General features: G+C 61.9%; 13 protein-coding genes. 7 read left to right on the forward strand and 6 right to left on the reverse strand.

Annotated elements, in window-relative coordinates; translation table 11 throughout:
- Positions 1–6 precede the first annotated feature (6 nt).
- The 3 genes from DLD99_RS08730 to gcl all read right to left on the reverse strand — a co-directional run bounded on the left by DLD99_RS08730 (position 7) and on the right by gcl (position 3,641).
- Positions 7–900: a 2-hydroxy-3-oxopropionate reductase gene (locus tag DLD99_RS08730; protein WP_114881925.1), complete on the reverse strand. Its 894-nt coding sequence runs from the start codon at positions 898–900 to the stop codon at positions 7–9.
- Between the two features lie 42 nt (positions 901–942).
- The gene (hyi, locus tag DLD99_RS08735) at positions 943–1,725 is read right to left on the reverse strand and encodes a hydroxypyruvate isomerase (protein ID WP_114881926.1); all 783 of its coding nucleotides are present in this window, start codon (positions 1,723–1,725) and stop codon (positions 943–945) included.
- A gap of 140 nt (positions 1,726–1,865) precedes the next feature.
- Positions 1,866–3,641, reverse strand: a complete 1,776-nt coding sequence (gene gcl / locus DLD99_RS08740; protein ID WP_085733712.1) for a glyoxylate carboligase — start codon at positions 3,639–3,641, stop codon at positions 1,866–1,868.
- A gap of 268 nt (positions 3,642–3,909) precedes the next feature.
- On the opposite strand from gcl, the gene DLD99_RS08745 reads away from it, so the two are divergent.
- Positions 3,910–4,350 (forward strand): GlcG/HbpS family heme-binding protein, encoded by a 441-nt coding sequence (locus DLD99_RS08745; RefSeq protein WP_085710524.1) that lies wholly within the window; start codon positions 3,910–3,912, stop codon positions 4,348–4,350.
- A gap of 214 nt (positions 4,351–4,564) precedes the next feature.
- Positions 4,565–5,059 (forward strand): REP-associated tyrosine transposase, encoded by a 495-nt coding sequence (locus DLD99_RS08750; protein ID WP_114881927.1) that lies wholly within the window; start codon positions 4,565–4,567, stop codon positions 5,057–5,059.
- A gap of 70 nt (positions 5,060–5,129) precedes the next feature.
- Here DLD99_RS08750 and DLD99_RS08755 read toward each other — a convergent pair whose 3' ends face one another.
- Positions 5,130–5,735: a TetR/AcrR family transcriptional regulator gene (locus DLD99_RS08755; protein ID WP_085710525.1), complete on the reverse strand. Its 606-nt coding sequence runs from the start codon at positions 5,733–5,735 to the stop codon at positions 5,130–5,132.
- 193 nt (positions 5,736–5,928) lie between these two features.
- Between DLD99_RS08755 and DLD99_RS08760 the strand changes: the two genes are divergently transcribed.
- The 5 genes from DLD99_RS08760 to DLD99_RS08780 all read left to right on the forward strand — a co-directional run bounded on the left by DLD99_RS08760 (position 5,929) and on the right by DLD99_RS08780 (position 15,683).
- Positions 5,929–7,056, forward strand: coding sequence for an efflux RND transporter periplasmic adaptor subunit (locus tag DLD99_RS08760; protein WP_114881928.1), 1,128 nt, complete (start codon positions 5,929–5,931; stop codon positions 7,054–7,056).
- A gap of 12 nt (positions 7,057–7,068) precedes the next feature.
- Positions 7,069–10,152, forward strand: coding sequence for an efflux RND transporter permease subunit (locus DLD99_RS08765; protein WP_114881929.1), 3,084 nt, complete (start codon positions 7,069–7,071; stop codon positions 10,150–10,152).
- On the forward strand, positions 10,142–13,264 hold the full coding sequence (locus DLD99_RS08770; RefSeq protein WP_114881930.1) for an efflux RND transporter permease subunit: 3,123 nt from the start codon (positions 10,142–10,144) through the stop codon (positions 13,262–13,264). The genes DLD99_RS08765 and DLD99_RS08770 overlap by 11 nt, the downstream gene beginning before the upstream one ends.
- Positions 13,265–14,713: an efflux transporter outer membrane subunit gene (locus DLD99_RS08775; RefSeq protein ID WP_114881931.1), complete on the forward strand. Its 1,449-nt coding sequence runs from the start codon at positions 13,265–13,267 to the stop codon at positions 14,711–14,713.
- A 67-nt stretch (positions 14,714–14,780) separates the two neighbouring features.
- The gene (locus DLD99_RS08780) at positions 14,781–15,683 is read left to right on the forward strand and encodes a DUF808 domain-containing protein (protein WP_114881932.1); all 903 of its coding nucleotides are present in this window, start codon (positions 14,781–14,783) and stop codon (positions 15,681–15,683) included.
- Positions 15,684–15,747: 64 nt separating this feature from the next.
- Here DLD99_RS08780 and DLD99_RS08785 read toward each other — a convergent pair whose 3' ends face one another.
- Together DLD99_RS08785 and DLD99_RS08790 are read right to left on the reverse strand one after the other, a co-directional pair.
- On the reverse strand, positions 15,748–16,536 hold the full coding sequence (locus tag DLD99_RS08785; protein WP_085710534.1) for an MlaA family lipoprotein: 789 nt from the start codon (positions 16,534–16,536) through the stop codon (positions 15,748–15,750).
- Entirely contained in the window at positions 16,529–17,827 is a 1,299-nt protein-coding gene (locus DLD99_RS08790) for a serine/threonine protein kinase (RefSeq protein WP_114881933.1), read from the reverse strand. Before DLD99_RS08790 ends, DLD99_RS08785 begins: the two co-directional genes overlap by 8 nt.
- Positions 17,828–17,947 lie beyond the last annotated feature (120 nt).

Raw genomic sequence — 17,947 nt, forward strand, 5'->3', positions numbered from 1 at the left:
CAGGGCTTACTTCTTGTCGCGAATCGAGAAGTTGGCCATGTGTTCCAGGCCCTTGATCAGCGCCGAGTGGTCCCAGTTGCTGCCACCGATGGCCGCGCAGGTGCTGAACACTTGCTGGGCGTTGGCGGTGTTCGGCAGATTGATGCTCAGCTCCTTGGCGCCTTGCAGGGCCAGGTTCAGGTCCTTCTGGTGCAGGCTGATGCGGAAGCCCGGATCGAAGGTGCCCTTGATCATGCGCTCGCCGTGCACTTCGAGGATCTTCGAGGAGGCGAAACCACCCATCAGCGCTTCACGCACCTTGGCCGGATCGGCACCGTTTTTCGAAGCGAACAGCAGGGCTTCGGCGACGGCCTGAATGTTCAGGGCAACGATGATCTGGTTCGCCACCTTGGCGGTCTGACCGTCGCCATTGCCGCCGACCAGGGTGATGTTCTTGCCCATGGCCTGGAACAGCGGCAGTGCGCGTTCGAAGGCATCGGCATCGCCACCGACCATGATGCTCAGGGTCGCAGCCTTGGCACCGACTTCACCACCGGACACCGGAGCGTCGAGGTATTGCGCGCCTTTTTCGTTGATCTTCGCGGCGAAAGCCTTGGTGGCGGTCGGCGAGATCGAGCTCATGTCGATCACGACTTTGCCTTTGCCGATGCCGGCAGCAACGCCGTCGGCGCGGAACAGCACGTCGTCGACCTGCGGGGTATCCGGCACCATGACGATGATGAATTCAGCTTCCTGGGCCACTTCTTTCGGGTTGGCCAGGGCGACGGCGCCAGCGGCGACCAGGTCGGCAGGAGCGGCGTCGTGGTGTGCCGACAGGAACAGGCTGTGACCGGCTTTCTGCAGGTTCGAAGCCATTGGGTGGCCCATGATGCCGGTGCCGATAAATCCGATTTTAGCCATGAGAAATTCCTCTTGTTTTTGTCTTGCTCAAGCAAATAGGGGTCAGATCGCGTTGTGGGTCTTCAGCCAGCCGAGGCCCGCTTCAGTGGTGGTCAGCGGTTTGTACTCGCAGCCGACCCAGCCCTGATAACCGATGCGATCGAGGTGTTCGAACAGGAAGCGGTAGTTGATCTCGCCAGTGCCCGGCTCGTTGCGGCCCGGGTTGTCGGCCAGCTGCACATGGTTGATCTCGGCCAGATGCGATTGCAGGGTGCGGGCCAGATCGCCTTCCATGATTTGCATGTGATAGATGTCGTATTGCAGGAACAGATTGGCGCTGCCGACCTGCTCGCGAATCGACAGGGCCTGCGCCGTGTTGTTCAGGTAGAAGCCCGGGATGTCGCGGGTGTTGATCGCTTCCATCACCAGTTTGATACCGACGGCCTGCAGCTTGTCGGCGGCGTACTTGAGGTTGGCGACGAAGGTCTTTTCAACGGTGGCATCGTCCACGCCCTGCGGACGGATACCGGCCAGGCAGTTGACCTGGGTATTGCCCAGCACCTGTGCGTAAGCGATGGCCAGATCGACACCGGCACGGAACTCTTCGACCCGGTCCGGCAGGCACGCGATACCGCGCTCGCCCTTGGCCCAGTCACCGGCCGGCAGGTTGAACAGCACTTGGGTCAGGCCGTTGGCGTCGAGTTTGGTCTTGATTTCGGCGGAGCTGAAATCGTACGGGAACAGGTACTCGACACCGCTGAAGCCAGCCTTGGCGGCGGCGTCGAAACGGGCAAGGAAATCCTGTTCGGTGAACAGCATGGACAGGTTGGCTGCGAAACGCGGCATGGTGGTCTCCCGTAAATCTTGTGAGGTTCCCCTTGTGGGAGCGGGTTTGCTCGCGAAAGCGGTAGATCAGCCAACATCGGTGTCGGATGTGAAATTGCTTTCGCGGGCAAGCCCGCTCCCACAGTGGGAGCGGTCAGCAGTTAATCGAGCAGCGAAATCGCCGTTGGCGCATCGTTGCCGACCAGCGCCAGGTCTTCGAATTCGTTGACGGCGTTGATCTCGGTACCCATGGAGATGTTGGTCACACGCTCCAGAATGATCTCGACGATCACCGGCACCTTGAACTCTTCGATCAGCTCTTCGGCCTTGCGCAGGGCAGGGGCGATGTCAGCCGGTTCGAACACACGCAGCGCCTTGCAGCCAAGGCCTTCGGCGACTGCGACGTGGTCGACACCGTAACCGTTGAGTTCCGGCGCGTTCAGGTTATCGAAGGACAGCTGCACGCAGTAGTCCATTTCGAACCCGCGCTGTGCCTGACGGATCAGACCCAGGTACGAGTTGTTCACCACGACGTGGATGTACGGCAGATTGAACTGGGCGCCGACCGCCAGCTCCTCGATCATGAACTGGAAGTCATAGTCCCCCGACAGGGCCACGACTTTACGGTTCGGATCGGCCTTTACCACGCCCAGCGCTGCCGGAATGGTCCAGCCCAACGGGCCGGCCTGGCCGCAGTTGATCCAGTGACGCGGCTTGTAGACGTGCAGGAACTGCGCGCCGGCAATCTGCGACAGACCGATGGTGCTGACGTAGCAGGTGTCCTTGCCGAACACCTGGTTCATTTCTTCATACACGCGCTGCGGCTTGACCGGCACGTTGTCGAAGTGGGTCTTGCGTTGCAGGCTGGCCTTGCGCTGCTGGCAGTCCTGCAGCCATGCACTGCGGTTTTTCAGTTTGCCGGCGGCTTGCCATTCACGGGCGACTTCGATGAACACGGTCAGCGCGGCGGCGGCGTCGGAAACGATGCCCAGGTCCGGGGTGAACACGCGGCCGATCTGGGTGCCTTCGATGTCGACGTGAATGAACTTGCGACCTTCGGTGTACACGTCGACCGAACCGGTGTGACGGTTGGCCCAGCGGTTACCGATGCCCAGCACCACGTCGGATTTCAGCATCGTGGCGTTGCCGTAACGGTGCGAAGTCTGCAGACCGACCATGCCGACCATCAGCGGGTGATCGTCCGGAATGGTGCCCCAGCCCATCAGGGTCGGGATCACCGGAATGCCGGTCAGCTCGGCGAATTCCACCAGCAGATCGCTGGCGTCGGCGTTGATGATGCCGCCACCGGCGACCAGCAATGGACGTTCAGCCTGATCGAGCAGCGCCAGAGCCTTTTCAACCTGCACGCGGGTTGCGCTCGGCTTGGCCAGCGGCAGTGGCTGGTAGGCGTCGATGTCGAATTCGATTTCGGCCATCTGCACGTCGAACGGCAGGTCGATCAGCACCGGGCCCGGACGGCCGGAGCGCATTTCATAGAAGGCTTTCTGGAACGCGTAAGGCACCTGGCCCGGCTCCAGAACAGTGGTTGCCCACTTGGTCACTGGCTTGACGATGCTGGTGATGTCGACAGCCTGGAAGTCTTCCTTGTGCATACGGGCACGTGGCGCTTGGCCGGTGATGCAGAGGATCGGGATCGAGTCCGCGGAGGCGCTGTACAGACCGGTGACCATGTCGGTACCGGCAGGGCCGGAAGTACCGATGCACACGCCGATGTTGCCGGCCTTGGTGCGGGTGTAGCCCTCGGCCATGTGCGAGGCGCCTTCAACGTGGCGAGCGAGGACGTGATCGATGCCACCGACTTTCTTCAGGGCGGAATACAGCGGGTTGATCGCAGCACCCGGAATGCCAAAAGCGGTATCAACCCCTTCACGGCGCATCACCAGAACGGCGGCTTCGATTGCTCTCATTTTGCTCATGGTTTTGTGCCTCTTTACGTTTTGTAATTGTATACAAGTGGCTTTGCGCAGAGTGTATTCACGGCGGACGGCGCAGGTCAATCCATTTTCTCAAGCGGCTGTTTCATTCGTCGGAAGCCGTTTCTACTGTGGCTTTTCGTCGCATGGGGCGCTTTTCGAGAATTATTGTATACAAAAAAATAATTCATTGTGTTCTATTTGTTGCATCGGGCTGCGGCAGAAAAGCGCAGTCCAACGGCTTTCCCAATAACAAAATGAGGACGGCACCATGAGCGCTTTAACCTTGAAAGTCGCAGTCAACCTGGTCAACGAAGCCATCAGCGCAGGGCGGGCGATCTCCGCTGCGCCGCTGACCATTGCAGTACTGGATACCGGCGGCCACCTGGTCACCTTGCAACGCGAAGACGGCGCCAGCCTGCTGCGCCCGAACATCGCCATCGGCAAAGCCTGGGGCGCCATCGCCCTGGGCAAGGGCTCACGCCTGCTGGCGCTGGACGCGCAACAACGCCCGGCGTTCATCGCCGCGCTCAACAGCATGGGGCAGGGCAGCGTCGTGCCGGCACCGGGCGGCGTGTTGATCCGTGATCAGGCGGGCAACGTGTTGGGAGCGATCGGCATCAGCGGCGATCTGTCGGATGTCGATGAGCAGGTGGCGATCAAGGCTGTGGAGGCTTTGGACCTGCGGGCGGATGCGGGGGTGGCGGCTTGATTTGCTGCGATTGAACTGACGTCATCGCGAGCAGGGTCATTCCTACAAGTGGTCACAGGTAAACACATTTCTGTGGCCACCTTAAACCCCCTGTGGGAGCGAGCCTGCTCGCGATGGCTGCCTGGCAGACACAACCTGATAAGGATCTGAACCGCACTCCAGCATTTTCAGGGCTAGCTTGTTTCATGACTGCAATCATGGAGGAAGCTCATCAATGTCCAATTCACCCGCTTCACACCGCCTGAGGATCGGCCGCCATGCCGAGCCTGATCGCATTTATTTACTCACTTCCAATACTCATCAGAGAAAACCGTTTTTCAGGGATTTTGCCTTGGGCAGGTTAGTGGCTAATCAGTTTGATTTGGCGCAAAAACAGGGTCATGTGAACTCTCTGGCTTGGGTGGTTATGCCTGATCACTTTCACTGGCTCATTGAACTGAAGATCGGATCGCTCGGTGAATTGATGCAACGAACCAAATCACTCAGCACCAAAGCCGTGAACCAGTCCATTGGTGGAAAAATCAATCTTTGGCAGAAGGGGTTTTATGACCAGGCTCTGCGCCAGGAAGAGGAATTGGTGAAATTGGCACGGTATGTCGTGGCTAACCCATTGCGGGCTGGATTGGTGGAAAAGCTGTCTGACTATCCGTTGTGGGATGCAATTTGGGCTAAAGCCAAGATCGAGTCGTCTTCATCGCTAGCAGGCTAGCTCCCACAGGAGAGTTTGCGGATGCAGGAGGGTGGGAGCTAGCCTGCTAGCGATGAAGTCACCGGAGGCGTCAGTCCGGCTCGCAGCCCTTGAGCACCAACCGGATGATGGTTTGTGCCGCGGACTCATAATCGGCTTCGTCGAGCTTTTCCTTGCCGGTCACGGCGGAGATCTGCCAGTCGAAGTCGGCGTAGGTCTGGGTCGCGGCCCAGATGCTGAACATCAGGTGGTTGGGGTCGATCGGGGCGATCTGGCCGCGGTCGATCCAGCTCTGGATGCAGTCGATGTTGTGCTTGGCCTGGCTGTTCAGTTGCTCCACCAGGTCGGCGCTCAGGTGCGGGGCGCCGTGCATGATTTCGCTGGCGAACACCTTGGAGGCAAACGGCAGGTCGCGGGAGATGCGGATCTTCGAGCGGATGTAGCCGCTCAGCACTTCGCTCGGCACGCCGTCCGGGTTGAACGGGGTCGAGGCCTGCAGGATCGGCACGATGATGCTTTCCAGAACCTCGCGGTAGAGGTTTTCCTTGGACTTGAAGTAGTAGTAGACGTTGGGCTTGGGCAATCCCGCCTTGGCGGCGATGTCGCTGGTTTTGGTCGCAGCGAAGCCCTTGTCGGCAAACTCTTCACTGGCGGCACGCAGGATCAGTTCTTTGTTGCGCTCGCGGATTGTGCTCATAAACCCGGTGGTTCCTTGCCTGTACTGGCGGTTGCGCATGGTAGCACCGGCCTCGCGCGCCGCTCAACAATGCCCGTTGGTGGCGCTCGTCGCATCAGTCTGTCGCCTGCCTGAACAAATACGCCATCCCCCGCGATGGCTGTCGGGACGCTGCTAGAGTCAAGGCAGACGCGGGGGCAAGAGGCTGGCGGTCATGGCGAAACGCAGGCGCGGTAAAGTCCTGTTGATCATTGGCATTGTGCTGTTGCTGGGGCTTGCCCTGTGGTTCTACCTGAGCGCCGGTCAGCATCGGGTCAAACCCCTGCCGGCCGCCGAGCCGGTCGCGACGGTTGCGGTCAAGTTGCAGGACGTGCCGGTCTACATCGACGCCTTGGGCACGGTGACCCCGACCCGCAGCGTGACCGTGGTGACGCAGGTCAACGGCATTCTCAGTTCGGTCGAGTTCAAGGAAGGCCAGCACGTCGCCAAGGGCCAGGTCATCGCCCGCATCGACGACCGCGCGCTGAAAGCGCAACTGGCGGTGGCCAAGGGCACGCTGATGCACGATCAGGCGTTGCTCGCCAACGCCGTGCGCGATCTGGCGCGTTATCGCGAACTGATCAAGGTCGGCTCCACCACTCAGCAAACCCTCGATACCCAGGCCTCGCTGGTGCAACAACTGCAAGGCACGGTCGCTTCGGATCAGGGCAGCGTGCAGAACCTCGAAGTCCAGTTGAGCTACTGCACGATCACTTCGCCGGTGGATGGCGTGGTCGGTTTGCGTCAGGTCGACCCCGGCAACTACGTGACCACCACAAGCACCACCGGGATTGCCGTGATCACCCAGATGACCCCGGCCACCGTGGTGTTCGCCGTGCCCGAGGACGATCTGGGTGCGATCAATCAGGCCATGGCCAATGGCGTAGTCACGGTGCTGGCCTACGACCGCAACAAACACAACCTGCTGGCCACCGGCAATCTGCTGGCGCTGGATAATCAGGTCGATACCAGCACCGGCACGATCAAGGTCAAGGCGCAGTTCGACGACTCCGGCAAGGCGCTGTTTCCCAATCAGTTCGTCAACGCCCGGCTCAAGGCCGACACCCTGAGTCAGAACCCCGTGGTGCCGACCCGGGCGATCCAGCACGGCAGCAAGGGCGATTTCGTTTTTGTCGTGGTCGATCCTGGCGACAAGGTCAGCCTTCGCAACATCAAGACCGGGCCGGCGACAGGCGATGTTTCGGCGGTGCTCGACAACGGGGTAAAGGAGGGCGAGCAGGTCGTCACCGAGGGCGCCGACAAACTCGACGATGGCTCGGCGGTGAAAGTCGTCGCGCAATAGGAGGCGTAGTCCATGAACGTCTCGCGCCCCTTCATCGAACGCCCGGTGGCCACCACGCTGTTGATGGTGGCGGTGCTGTTGTTGGGTCTGCTGGGTTATCACTTGCTGTCGGTGTCGGCGTTGCCGGAGGTGGATTACCCGACCATTCAGGTGTTCACCCAGTACCCCGGCGCCAGTCCCGAGGTCATCAGTTCGTCGATCACTGCGCCGCTGGAACGCCAGCTCGGCGAGATGCCGGGGCTCAAGTCGATGAACTCCACCAGCTCCGACGGCGCTTCGGTAGTGACCCTGCAATTCGATCTGTCGCTGTCGCTTGATGTCGCCGAGCAGGAAGTGCAGGCCGCGATCAACGCCGCCGGCACCTTCCTGCCGGCGAACCTGCCGTACCCGCCGGTCTACAGCAAGGTCAACCCGGCCGATGCGCCGGTGCTGACGCTGTCGCTGACTTCCGACGTGCTGCCACTGACCAAGGTTGAAGACCTCGCCGACACGCGGCTGGCGCAAAAGATTTCGCAGATCACCGGCGTCGGCCTGGTCACCCTCAGCGGCGGTCAGCGCCCGGCGGTGCGGGTCGAGGCCAACACTTCGGCGCTGAACAGTCTGGGGCTGTCCCTCGATGACCTGCGCACTTCGCTGGGCACGGCCAACGTCAATCAGGCCAAGGGCAATATCGACGGCAAATATCAGGCGTATTCGATCGGCACCAACGACCAGTTGCAGTCGGCCGAGGAGTACCGCGATCTGGTGATCGCCTACAAGAACGGCGCGCCGATTCGCCTGTCGCAGATCGCTTCGTCGATCCAGGGCCCGGAAAATCCTCGGCAAGCGGCATGGACCGACAGCACGCCGTCGATTGTCCTGAACATCCAGCGTCAGCCCGGGGCCAACGTGATTGATGTGGTCGACCGCGTGCAACAACTGCTACCCAAGCTGCGCGCCAGTTTGCCGGCGACGCTGAAGGTCAACGTGCTCACCGACCGCACGCAAACCATCCGCGCCTCGGTCACCGACGTGCAATACGAACTGGCGGTGGCGGTGTTGCTGGTGGTGATCGTGATCTTCCTGTTCCTGCGCAACGTCGCGGCGACGATCATCCCGGCGGTGACCGTGCCGCTGACGCTGGTCGGCACTCTGGCGGTGGCCTACGCGGTGGGATTTTCACTGAACAACCTGACGCTGATGGCGCTGACCATCGCCATCGGTTTCGTGGTCGATGACGCCATCGTCATGATCGAAAACATCACCCGCTACATCGAGGCCGGCGACTCGCCGATGCAGGCCGCGCTCAAGGGGGCGGAGCAGATCGGCTTCACCATCATTTCGCTGTCGGTGGCGCTGATCGCGGTGATGATTCCGCTGCTGTTCATGGGCGATGTGGTGGGCCGCCTGTTTCGCGAATTCGCCATGACCGTGGCGGTGACCATCGTCATCTCGGCGCTGATCACCCTGACCCTGACGCCGATGATGTGTTCGCGCATGCTCAAGCACAAACACGAGGAACGCCGGGTCGATTTCTTCGACCGGGTCAACGGCTATTACGTCAAAGGCCTGGACTGGGTGTTGTTGCATCGCGGGCTCACACTGATCTCGGTGGTGCTCACCGGGCTGCTGACGCTGTTGATCATCGTGGTGATGCCCAAGGGCTTTTTCCCCGAGCAGGACACCGGGCTGATCCAGGGCATTTCCCAGGCCTCGCCGGGCATTTCCTTCCAGCAGATGCAGAGCGAACAGCAGCGGCTGGCTGCGCGGATTCTCAAGGATCCGGCGGTGGCGAGCCTGTCTTCGTTCGTCGGCATCGATCAGACCAACCCGACGATCAATCAGGGCAACCTGCTGATCAACCTCAAGCCCCACGGCGACCGTGACAGCAGTGCAGCGGTGATTCGCCGGCTCTCCGACGCCAATGCCGACGACGCCGGGATTCGCCTGTACCTGCACAGCGTGCAGGACCTGACGCTGGACGCCACGGTCTCGACCACCAGTTACCGCCTCGGCCTGCAAGCGACTGACCCTGGCGAACTGGAAACCTGGACCAACAAGCTGCTCGCGGCAATCAAACAGGACCCGATGTTCACCGACGTGCAAAGCCAGGCGATGCAGTTCGGTAATCAGATCCAGCTCAACTTCGACCGCGCCACCGCATCGCGTCTGGGCATCACGCCGCAAGCCATCGACGACGTGTTGTATGACGCTTTCGGCCAGCGCCAGGTGTCGACCATCTACACCCAGCTCAACCAGTATCACGTGGTGATCGCCACCGACCATCCGCCGCACAATCTGGCGGATTTGTTGACCGGGCTCTACGTCGACATTCCCGGCGGCGGGGTGGCGCCGCTGTCGAGCATGGCGACGATGCAGGTGATTCGCTCGCCGGTAACCATCAATCGTCTGGGGCAGTTTCCCTACGCCGATGTCTCGTTCAACCTCGCCCCCGGCCAGACCCTCGGCGCGGCGGTGACACGACTCAAGGACATCGAAACCCGGGCCGGCCTGCCGCTGTCGGTGCAGGCCAATCTGGAAGGGGCGGCGGCGACGTTCGAGGCGTCGTTGTCCAATCAGGTGTTTCTGGTGCTGGCGGCGATCATCGTGGTGTACCTGATGCTGGGGATTCTCTACGAGAGCTTCGTGCACCCGGTGACAATCCTCTCGACCCTGTTGTCCGCCGCGCTCGGCGCCTTGCTGGCGTTGCTGATCACCGGCACGCAGTTCGACATCATTGGTTTGATCGGCATCGTGCTGCTGATCGGCATCGTGATGAAGAACGGCATCATGATGGTCGACTTTGCCCTTGAGCTGGAACGCAAGGGCGGGCTCGATCCGGTGGCGGCGATTCGTCAGGCTGCCGAGCTGCGATTCCGGCCGATTCTGATGACCAGCATGGCTTCCTTGTTCGGCGCGGTGCCGTTGGCGCTGGGCACCGGGATCGGCTCGGAGCTGCGTCATCCGCTGGGGATCGCGATCATCGGCGGCTTGTTGCTCAGCCAGTTGCTGACACTGTTCTCGACTCCGGTGATTTTCCTCGCCATGCATGGCCTGGAGCAGCGCTTCACCCGGCGCCGGCCAGTGGCGGCCGAGGCCTTGCGCGATGAACCTTAGCGCGCCGTTCATTCAGCGCCCCATCGCCACCACGTTGCTGGCGGTCGGGCTGGCACTGTTCGGTGTGCTGGCGTTCAACCTGCTGCCGGTGGCGCCGTTGCCGGAAGTGGATTTCCCGACCATCAGCGTGCGCGCGTCGTTGCCCGGTGCCGACCCGAGCACCGTGGCGTCGTCGGTGGCGACACCGCTGGAGCGCCAGTTCGGGCAGATCGCCGGGGTCACCGAAATGACCTCGTCCAGTTCGCTGGGGGCGACCCGCATCACTTTGCAGTTCGACCTCAACCGCGACATCGACGGCGCGGCGCGGGACGTGCAGGCGGCGATCAACGCGGCGCGCAGCAGCCTGCCGAGCGACCTGTCCGGCAACCCGACCTACCGCAAGGTCAACCCGGCCGACTCGCCGATCCTGATTCTCAGCCTGACTTCCGATTCGGCGACCCGTGGCCAGATGTACGACGTGGCCTCGACCCTGCTCGAGCAGCGGCTGTTGCAGACCACGGGTGTCGGCGATGTCACGGTGGGCGGCGCGGCATTGCCGGCGGTGCGCATCGAGCTCAACCCGGATCGGCTCAATCGCTACGGCGTCAGCCTGGAACAGGTGCGGCAGGTGATTCAGGCGTCCAACGTCAATCTGCCCAAAGGCACGGTGTCGGTCGGCGATCAGTCCTATGGCCTGAAGGCCAACGACATGCTCTATCAGGGCAGCGATTACGGGCCGCTGGTGGTCAAGCAACGCAACGGTGATCTGGTGCGCATCTCGGACCTGGGCGACGTCACCGAGGATGTCGAAGACCTGCGCAACTTCGGCCTGTCCAACGGCAAACCGGCGGTGTTGCTGGTGGTGTTCAAGCAGCCCGGCGCCAACGTCATCGATACGGTGGATGCGGTGAAGGCCGACCTGCCGTTCCTGCAGAGTTCGATCCCCTCGGCGATCAAGATCAATATCCTGATGGACCGCACCACCACCATTCGCGCCTCGCTGCACGACGTGGAAGTGACCCTGCTGATTTCGATTGCGCTGGTGACGCTGGTGACCTTCGGCTTCTTCCGCGACTGGCGCAGCACGCTGATCCCGGCCATCGTCGTGCCGCTGTCGCTGCTCGGCACTTTTGGCGCGATGTATTTTCTCGGCTACAGCCTCAACAACCTGTCGCTGATGGCGCTGACCATTTCCACCGGGTTTGTGGTGGACGATGCGATCGTGGTGGTCGAGAACATCATGCGACATCTGGAGAAAGGTGAAAGCCGTGTGCAAGCCGCACTGGCCGGAGCGCGGGAGGTGGGTTTCACGGTGATGACCATCAGCGTGTCGCTGGTGGCGGTGTTCATTCCGTTGCTGCTGATGGGCGGGGTGGTCGGGCGGCTGTTTCGCGAGTTTTCGATTTCGCTGTCGGTGGCCATCGTGATTTCGATGCTGGTGTCGCTGACGGTGACGCCGATGCTCGCCAGCGTGCTGCTGCGCACTCAGCAGCAGAGCGGCAATGGCGACGATCATCCGGATTCGTACTTTCACCGGTTCTACGACCGCACGCTGGGTTGGGTTGTCGAGCATTCGTTCCTGATGGGCCTGCTGACGTTGCTGGTGATTGTGCTGGCGTGCGTGCTGTACGTGTTGGTGCCCAAGGGTTTCTTTCCGCAGGAAGACACCGGGCGCATGTCCGGCAGCATCATTGCGGCGCAGAGCATTTCCTTCGGGGCGATCCAGTCGAATTTCAGCGAGATCAATAAAAAGGTCTTGAGCAATCCCAACGTGGCGACCGTCGGCGGGTTTGTCGGCGGCGGTGGCGGGATCGGCGGGGCGGTCAACAGTGCGCAACTGTTCATCACCCTCAAGCCGCTGGCGGATCGCAAGGACAGCGCCGATCAGGTCATCGGCCAGATTCGCCACACCCTCGGCGACATGCCCGGCACGCGCCTGTATCTGCAATCGGCGCAGGACATCACGGTCGGCGGCCGGCAGAGCGGGGCGCAGTACCAATACACGATGACCGCCGACGACCAGAGCACCCTCGATGAATGGGTGCCGAAAGTCGTCGCGGTGCTGCACGGCTTGCCGCAATTGACCGATGTGAACACCGACCAGCAGGACAACAGTCTGATGTCCAGCGTGACGGTCAATCGCGACGCTGCCGCCCGGCTCGGGGTCAGCATGTCAGCCATCGACCAGACGCTTTACGACGCTTTTGGCCAGCGTCAGGTGTCGACCATCTACCGCTCCGCCAACCAGTACCACGTGGTGATGGAAGTGGCGCCGGCGTACTGGGCGTCCCCGGCGACCCTGAAGAACATTTACGTGCCGGTCGGCACCGCAGCGGTCACGACCAAGGGCGCAGCGGCGGCGCCGAACCTGAATGCCAAGGTCTCGCAGACGTTGGTGCCGCTGTCGGCGCTGGCGGATTACTCCGTGGGGCGCACGGCGATTTCGATCAGTCATCAAGGGACTTTTCCGGCAGTGACCGCGTCGTTCAACCTCGCGCCGGGCGTCTCCATCGGCCAGGCAACGGCGCTGGTGGACAATGCCGTCAAACAATTGCGCATGCCGGCCAGTGTGGTCGGGCAGTTCGCCGGGACGGCGCAGGTTTTCCAGTCTTCGGTGGCCAGCGAGCCGTTGCTGATCGTCGCGGCGCTGCTGTCGGTGTACGTGGTGCTGGGCATGCTCTACGAGAGCCTGGTGCACCCGCTGACGATTCTTTCGACCTTGCCGTCGGCCGGTGTCGGCGCGCTGATCGCTTTGCTGCTGACCGGCACTGAACTATCGATCATCGCGCTGGTGGGGGTGATTCTGCTGATCGGTATCGTCAAGAAGAACGCGATCATGATGATCGACTTCGCCATTACCGAGCGCCGCGAATTCGGCCTGAGCGCCAAGGACGCGATCCGCCGCGCCTGCCTGATCCGCTTCCGGCCGATCATGATGACCACGCTGGCGGCGATCCTCGGCGCACTGCCGCTGGTGCTGGGCAGCGGTTATGGCTCGGAGCTGCGCCGGCCGTTGGGGATTTCGATCATTGGCGGGCTGCTGTTCAGCCAGTTGCTGACGCTGTACACCACGCCGGTGATCTACCTTTGGCTGGACCGGGCGTCGCAGCGCCTGAAGCGTAAGGAGCGATAAATGAAACGTCGCCTGTTTCCCGTGGGTGCCAGCCTGTTGCTGAGCCTGTTGCTGAGCCTGTTGTTGAGCGGTTGCATGGTCGGCCCGGACTATCACAAGCCTGCGATTGAACTGCCGACTTCGTTCAAGGAAGGCACCCAATGGCAGCGCGCCCGGGCCAATCCGCAAGGCGCGTTGGACAGCCAATGGTGGCGCGCCTATCAGGATCCGGTACTCAACGATCTGATCGAGCGCTCGGCCAAGGCCAACCAGTCGATCATCGGCGCCGAGGCGGCGTATCGGCTGGCGCAGGCACAAGTGGCGTCGAGCCGTGCCGGGTTGTGGCCGACCGTGGGTGTGGGTTTGTCCGGCGCTCGCGGTGTCGGCGGCGGGGCCAGCGGCAGCACCACCAGCGGATTGACCGGCAGCAGTGGCAGCACCGTCGAACAAACGGTCAGCGCCACCCTGACGGCCAGTTGGGAGCCGGATCTGTGGGGGCAGGTACGGCGCGGTATTGAGTCGAGCCAGGCCTCGCTGCAATCCTCCGACGCGCTGCTGGCCGGCGTGCGGCTGTCCATCGGCGCCAGTGTGGCGACCAATTATCTGGGGCTGCGGCAACTGGATATCGACATCGACCTGTTGCAGCAACAGCAGGCCATCAATCAGCAACTGCTGACGATGATTCAGGCGCAAACCGTTCAGGGCACGGCGACCAATGATCAATTGCTGGTGGCGCAGGATCAGCTCAGTACCGTGATCACGGCGCTGCAAACGGCGCAGCGTTCCCGGGAGCAGGCCGAACATGCGCTGGCGGTGCTGGTGGGCGTGGCGCCGGCGCAGTTCGATCTGCCCAAGGCCGCTGACTATCGCTTCACGACGCCCATGCCGCCGCCTGTACTGCCTTCGAATCTGTTGCTGCGTCGACCTGATGTGGTATCCGCCGAACGTCTGGCAGCAGCGGCGAACGCGCGGATCGGCGTCGCCGAAGCGGCGTTTTTTCCAACCCTGAGTCTGACCGCCGAAGGTGGCTTTCGCGGTACGGCGTTGGGCGGTCTGTTCTCCGTGCCCAACCGGATCTGGACCCTCGGGCCGGCGCTGGCAGAAACCATTTTCGACGGCGGCGCCCGCGAAGCAGCAAAAAAAGAAGCCGAGGCCACTTACGATCAGGACGTAGCCACGTATCGCGGCACGGTGCTCGGGGCGTTGCAGAACGTCGAAGACAATCTGTCGGCGATCAATCATCTGCATATTCAGGCGCAAGCCTTTGATCAGATGTTCCAGCGCAACCAGCAATTGTTCGGCAGTCAGCAGGCGCAGCAACGGGCGGGGACGGTCAGCCAGCAAGCGGTGCTGACCCAACAATTGGTGTTGTTGCAGGCCGAGCAGAACCTGCGTGATACCCAGGGCTTGCTCAGCCAGGGCAGTGTCGCGCTGTTCCAGAGCCTGGGAGGTGGCTGGCAGGTGCCGTAGGATCTCGCTCCCTTGAGTGGCGCACGGTATGCTGCGCGCACTTTTTTTTCGTAGGGAAGCCTGACCCATGGCAGGAAGCAGTTTGCTGGTGCTGATCGACGACATCGCCACCGTTCTGGACGATGTGGCGTTGATGAGCAAAATGGCCGCCAAGAAGACCGCCGGGGTACTCGGCGACGACCTGGCGCTCAATGCCCAGCAAGTCTCCGGCGTGCGCGCCGAACGGGAAATTCCCGTGGTGTGGGCGGTGGCCAAGGGCTCGTTCGTCAACAAGCTGATCCTGGTGCCGTCGGCGCTGGCGATCAGTGCGTTCGTGCCGTGGCTGGTGACGCCGCTGTTGATGGTCGGCGGCGCCTACCTGTGCTTCGAGGGCTTCGAGAAACTCGCCCATCCGCTGCTGCACGGCAAGGACGAAGATCAGGCCGAACATGCGCAGCTGACCGAGGCCGTGGCCGATCTGGTGGCCTACGAGAAGGACAAGATCAAAGGCGCGATCCGTACCGATTTCATCCTCTCGGCGGAAATCATCGCCATCACCCTTGGCACCGTGGCCGAGGCGTCGTTGACCCAGCAAGTGATCGTGATGTCGGGCATCGCCGTCGTCATGACCGTGGGCGTCTACGGCCTGGTGGCCGGCATCGTCAAACTCGATGACCTCGGCCTGTGGCTGACCCAGAAGCCCGGCGCTGCGGCGAAACGCATCGGCAACGCCATCCTGCGCGCCGCGCCGTACATGATGAAAGGCCTGTCGGTGATCGGCACGGCGGCGATGTTCCTGGTCGGCGGCGGCATCCTGACCCACGGCGTACCGGTGGTGCATCACTGGATCGAGAGCATTGCCGCAGCGGCGGGCAGTGCAGGGTTTACAGTGCCGGTGTTGCTCAATGGCGTGGCAGGGGTTGTGGCGGGGGCGGTGGTGCTGGCTGTTGTGTCGGTCGTCGGCAAGCTCTGGAAAGCGCTGAAGGGCTGATTGACGGCTCAATGAAAAAGGCCATTCGATTTGCATCGAATGGCCTTTTTTTGTGGCTGCCGGTTTACTCGGCAATCTGCAGCTTGCGCGATTCGGTGTACACGTAGCGCACCTTCTCGTACTCGAACGGCGAGTTCATCTGACCGTAGCGGAAGCGGGTCTGATAACGCTTGTCGACCGCACGCAGCGCCCAGATTTCCGGGTGGTTTTCGCTGACTTTCGACACGTTCAGGTAGTTGATCGCCGATTCGGCGGTGTAGTCCACGGCCAGGCCGGCGGTGTCGCGGATGTTCGACGGGCCGAGGATCGGCAGTACGAAGTAGGCGCCGCCCGGAACGCCGTAGAAGCCCAGGGTCTGGCCGAAGTCTTCGTTCTGGCGCGGCAGGCCCATGGCGGTGGCCGGGTCCCACAGGCCGGCGATGCCGATGGTGGTGTTGAGCAGCAGGCGGGCGGTGGTTTCCATCGAGCGCTTGCCCTTGAACTGCAACAGGCTGTTGACCAGGTTCGGCACGTCGCCAAGGTTGTTGAAGAAGTTGCTCACACCGGAGCGCACGAAACCGGGCGTGACGTAGCGATAGCCATCGACCACCGGCAGAAACACCCATTGGTCGAAGCGGTAGTTGAAGTGGTAGACCCGGCGGTTCCACGATTCCAGCGGGTCATACACGTTCAGTGCGTTGAGGGTCGAGCGCTCGAATTCGCGCTGGTCCAGCCCCGGGTTGAACTTGAGTTTGGACAGCGGCTCCTTGAAGCCGTCACTGTCGACCACCACCGGTGCGTTGGCTTTGCTGTTGTCGGCCTGGGCCACGCCTGCACAGAGTAACGCTGCAAACAGCAGGAGATATTTAGCCACGGAAGAACTCCAGCATGGCGTCGCTGTTGACGCGGTAGTTAAGGTTGCCGCAATGGCCGCCCAGTGGGTAAACCGTCAGGCGATCGCCGAAGGTCTTGCGCAGGAAACCGAGGTCGCCGGGGCCGAGGATCACGTCGTCGGCGTTGTGCATCACGGCGATTTTCGGGCTGTCGTGCAGGTAATCCTTGAGGGCGTACAGGCTGACCTGATCGATCAGTTGCAGCAGGCTGCCGCCGTCGGTGCGGGCGCGCCACATCGGGATCACCTGCTCGGTCAGGTAGCAGTCGAAGTCGCATTGCAGCGCACGCTTGAGGAACGGCGTGAGGCTGGTGCCTTCGGTGATCGGGAATTTCGGCGGGGTGATCAGGCCGCGACGGTTGATCAGGTCCGAGGTGAAGGCGATGTCCGCCGCCGAGAAGCGGAACGAGGTGCCGATCAGCATCGCCATCTGCTCGTTGCTCAGGTGCTGTTTGGACTGCTGGAAGTCATAGAGCAGTGCGTCGTTGAGGTCGATGTAGCCTTTCTGCTGGAAGTAGCGGGTCAGTTTGTTCAACACCAGTTCATAGAAGGTGGTGCTGTTGTTGATGCCCTTGACCTCGGTCTGCACCAGTTTGTCGAGGTTGGTGATCGAGGTGTACAGGTTGACCGGCGGATTCAGCAGCAGGACTTTCTTGAAGTTGAAGCTGCGGCGGGTTTCGTCCAGGTGAGCGACGAACGCTGCGTCCAGCGCACCGAGGCTGTAGCCGCTGAGGTAATAGTCGGTGACCGGTACTTTCGGGTTTTGCGCGCGCACGGCCTGCATCACCCGGTACATGTCTTCGGCGTCTTCCTTGGTCACGCCGGGGGTGGCGAAACGCGAGGCGGCGCTCATGAAGTCGAAACTGGTGGGGGAGGACAGCTGCACCACGTGGTAGCCGGCCTTGTAGTAGAGCTTTTTCAGGTATTCGTTGAGGCTGCTGTCATACCGCGCGCCGGTGCCGGCAATCAGGAAGATCAGCGGTGCTGCCTTGTCCTGGGTGGCGATGCGATAGGTGAGTTTTTTCACTGCCCAGAAGTTGTCCGGCAGGATGAACTCGCGTTCCGGGCGCAGGGTGACGCTGCGGTCGGTCTGATTGATGTCGTCGTCCGACGGCAACTCCGGACGCAGGTCCGGCGGCGTGGTGGCGATGGTTGCTTCGAACGGGTTGGTCAGCGGATAGCCATAACTGGCGGCGTCGATATCCACCGCCAGCGCGGACGCACTCAGGATAAGGCCGCCAAACAGGGCGGCGAAGCGCAAGGATCGGAGCATGAGTGAATCCCTTAAAGGAAGGTGCCGAATGAGGTTCGCAGGCTATGACCACTGGGTTAGCGCCAAAGTGCCATGCATCGGCACCAATCAGACGGAATTCGGGGTAATAGTAGCCGGACG

It is taken from the genome of Pseudomonas kribbensis (genome assembly GCF_003352185.1).
Taxonomy (GTDB): Bacteria; Pseudomonadota; Gammaproteobacteria; order Pseudomonadales; family Pseudomonadaceae; genus Aquipseudomonas; species Aquipseudomonas kribbensis.

What these genes read in the sequence shown, in the direction of transcription:
- DLD99_RS08730 (WP_114881925.1), bottom strand. Translation starts at nt 900, where the DNA reads ATGGCTAAAATCGGATTTATCGGCACCGGCATCATGGGCCACCCAATG.
- hyi (WP_114881926.1), bottom strand. Translation starts at nt 1,725, where the DNA reads ATGCCGCGTTTCGCAGCCAACCTGTCCATGCTGTTCACCGAACAGGAT.
- gcl (WP_085733712.1), bottom strand. Translation starts at nt 3,641, where the DNA reads ATGAGCAAAATGAGAGCAATCGAAGCCGCCGTTCTGGTGATGCGCCGT.
- DLD99_RS08745 (WP_085710524.1), top strand. Translation starts at nt 3,910, where the DNA reads ATGAGCGCTTTAACCTTGAAAGTCGCAGTCAACCTGGTCAACGAAGCC.
- DLD99_RS08750 (WP_114881927.1), top strand. Translation starts at nt 4,565, where the DNA reads ATGTCCAATTCACCCGCTTCACACCGCCTGAGGATCGGCCGCCATGCC.
- DLD99_RS08755 (WP_085710525.1), bottom strand. Translation starts at nt 5,735, where the DNA reads ATGAGCACAATCCGCGAGCGCAACAAAGAACTGATCCTGCGTGCCGCC.
- DLD99_RS08760 (WP_114881928.1), top strand. Translation starts at nt 5,929, where the DNA reads ATGGCGAAACGCAGGCGCGGTAAAGTCCTGTTGATCATTGGCATTGTG.
- DLD99_RS08765 (WP_114881929.1), top strand. Translation starts at nt 7,069, where the DNA reads ATGAACGTCTCGCGCCCCTTCATCGAACGCCCGGTGGCCACCACGCTG.
- DLD99_RS08770 (WP_114881930.1), top strand. Translation starts at nt 10,142, where the DNA reads ATGAACCTTAGCGCGCCGTTCATTCAGCGCCCCATCGCCACCACGTTG.
- DLD99_RS08775 (WP_114881931.1), top strand. Translation starts at nt 13,265, where the DNA reads ATGAAACGTCGCCTGTTTCCCGTGGGTGCCAGCCTGTTGCTGAGCCTG.
- DLD99_RS08780 (WP_114881932.1), top strand. Translation starts at nt 14,781, where the DNA reads ATGGCAGGAAGCAGTTTGCTGGTGCTGATCGACGACATCGCCACCGTT.
- DLD99_RS08790 (WP_114881933.1), bottom strand. Translation starts at nt 17,827, where the DNA reads ATGCTCCGATCCTTGCGCTTCGCCGCCCTGTTTGGCGGCCTTATCCTG.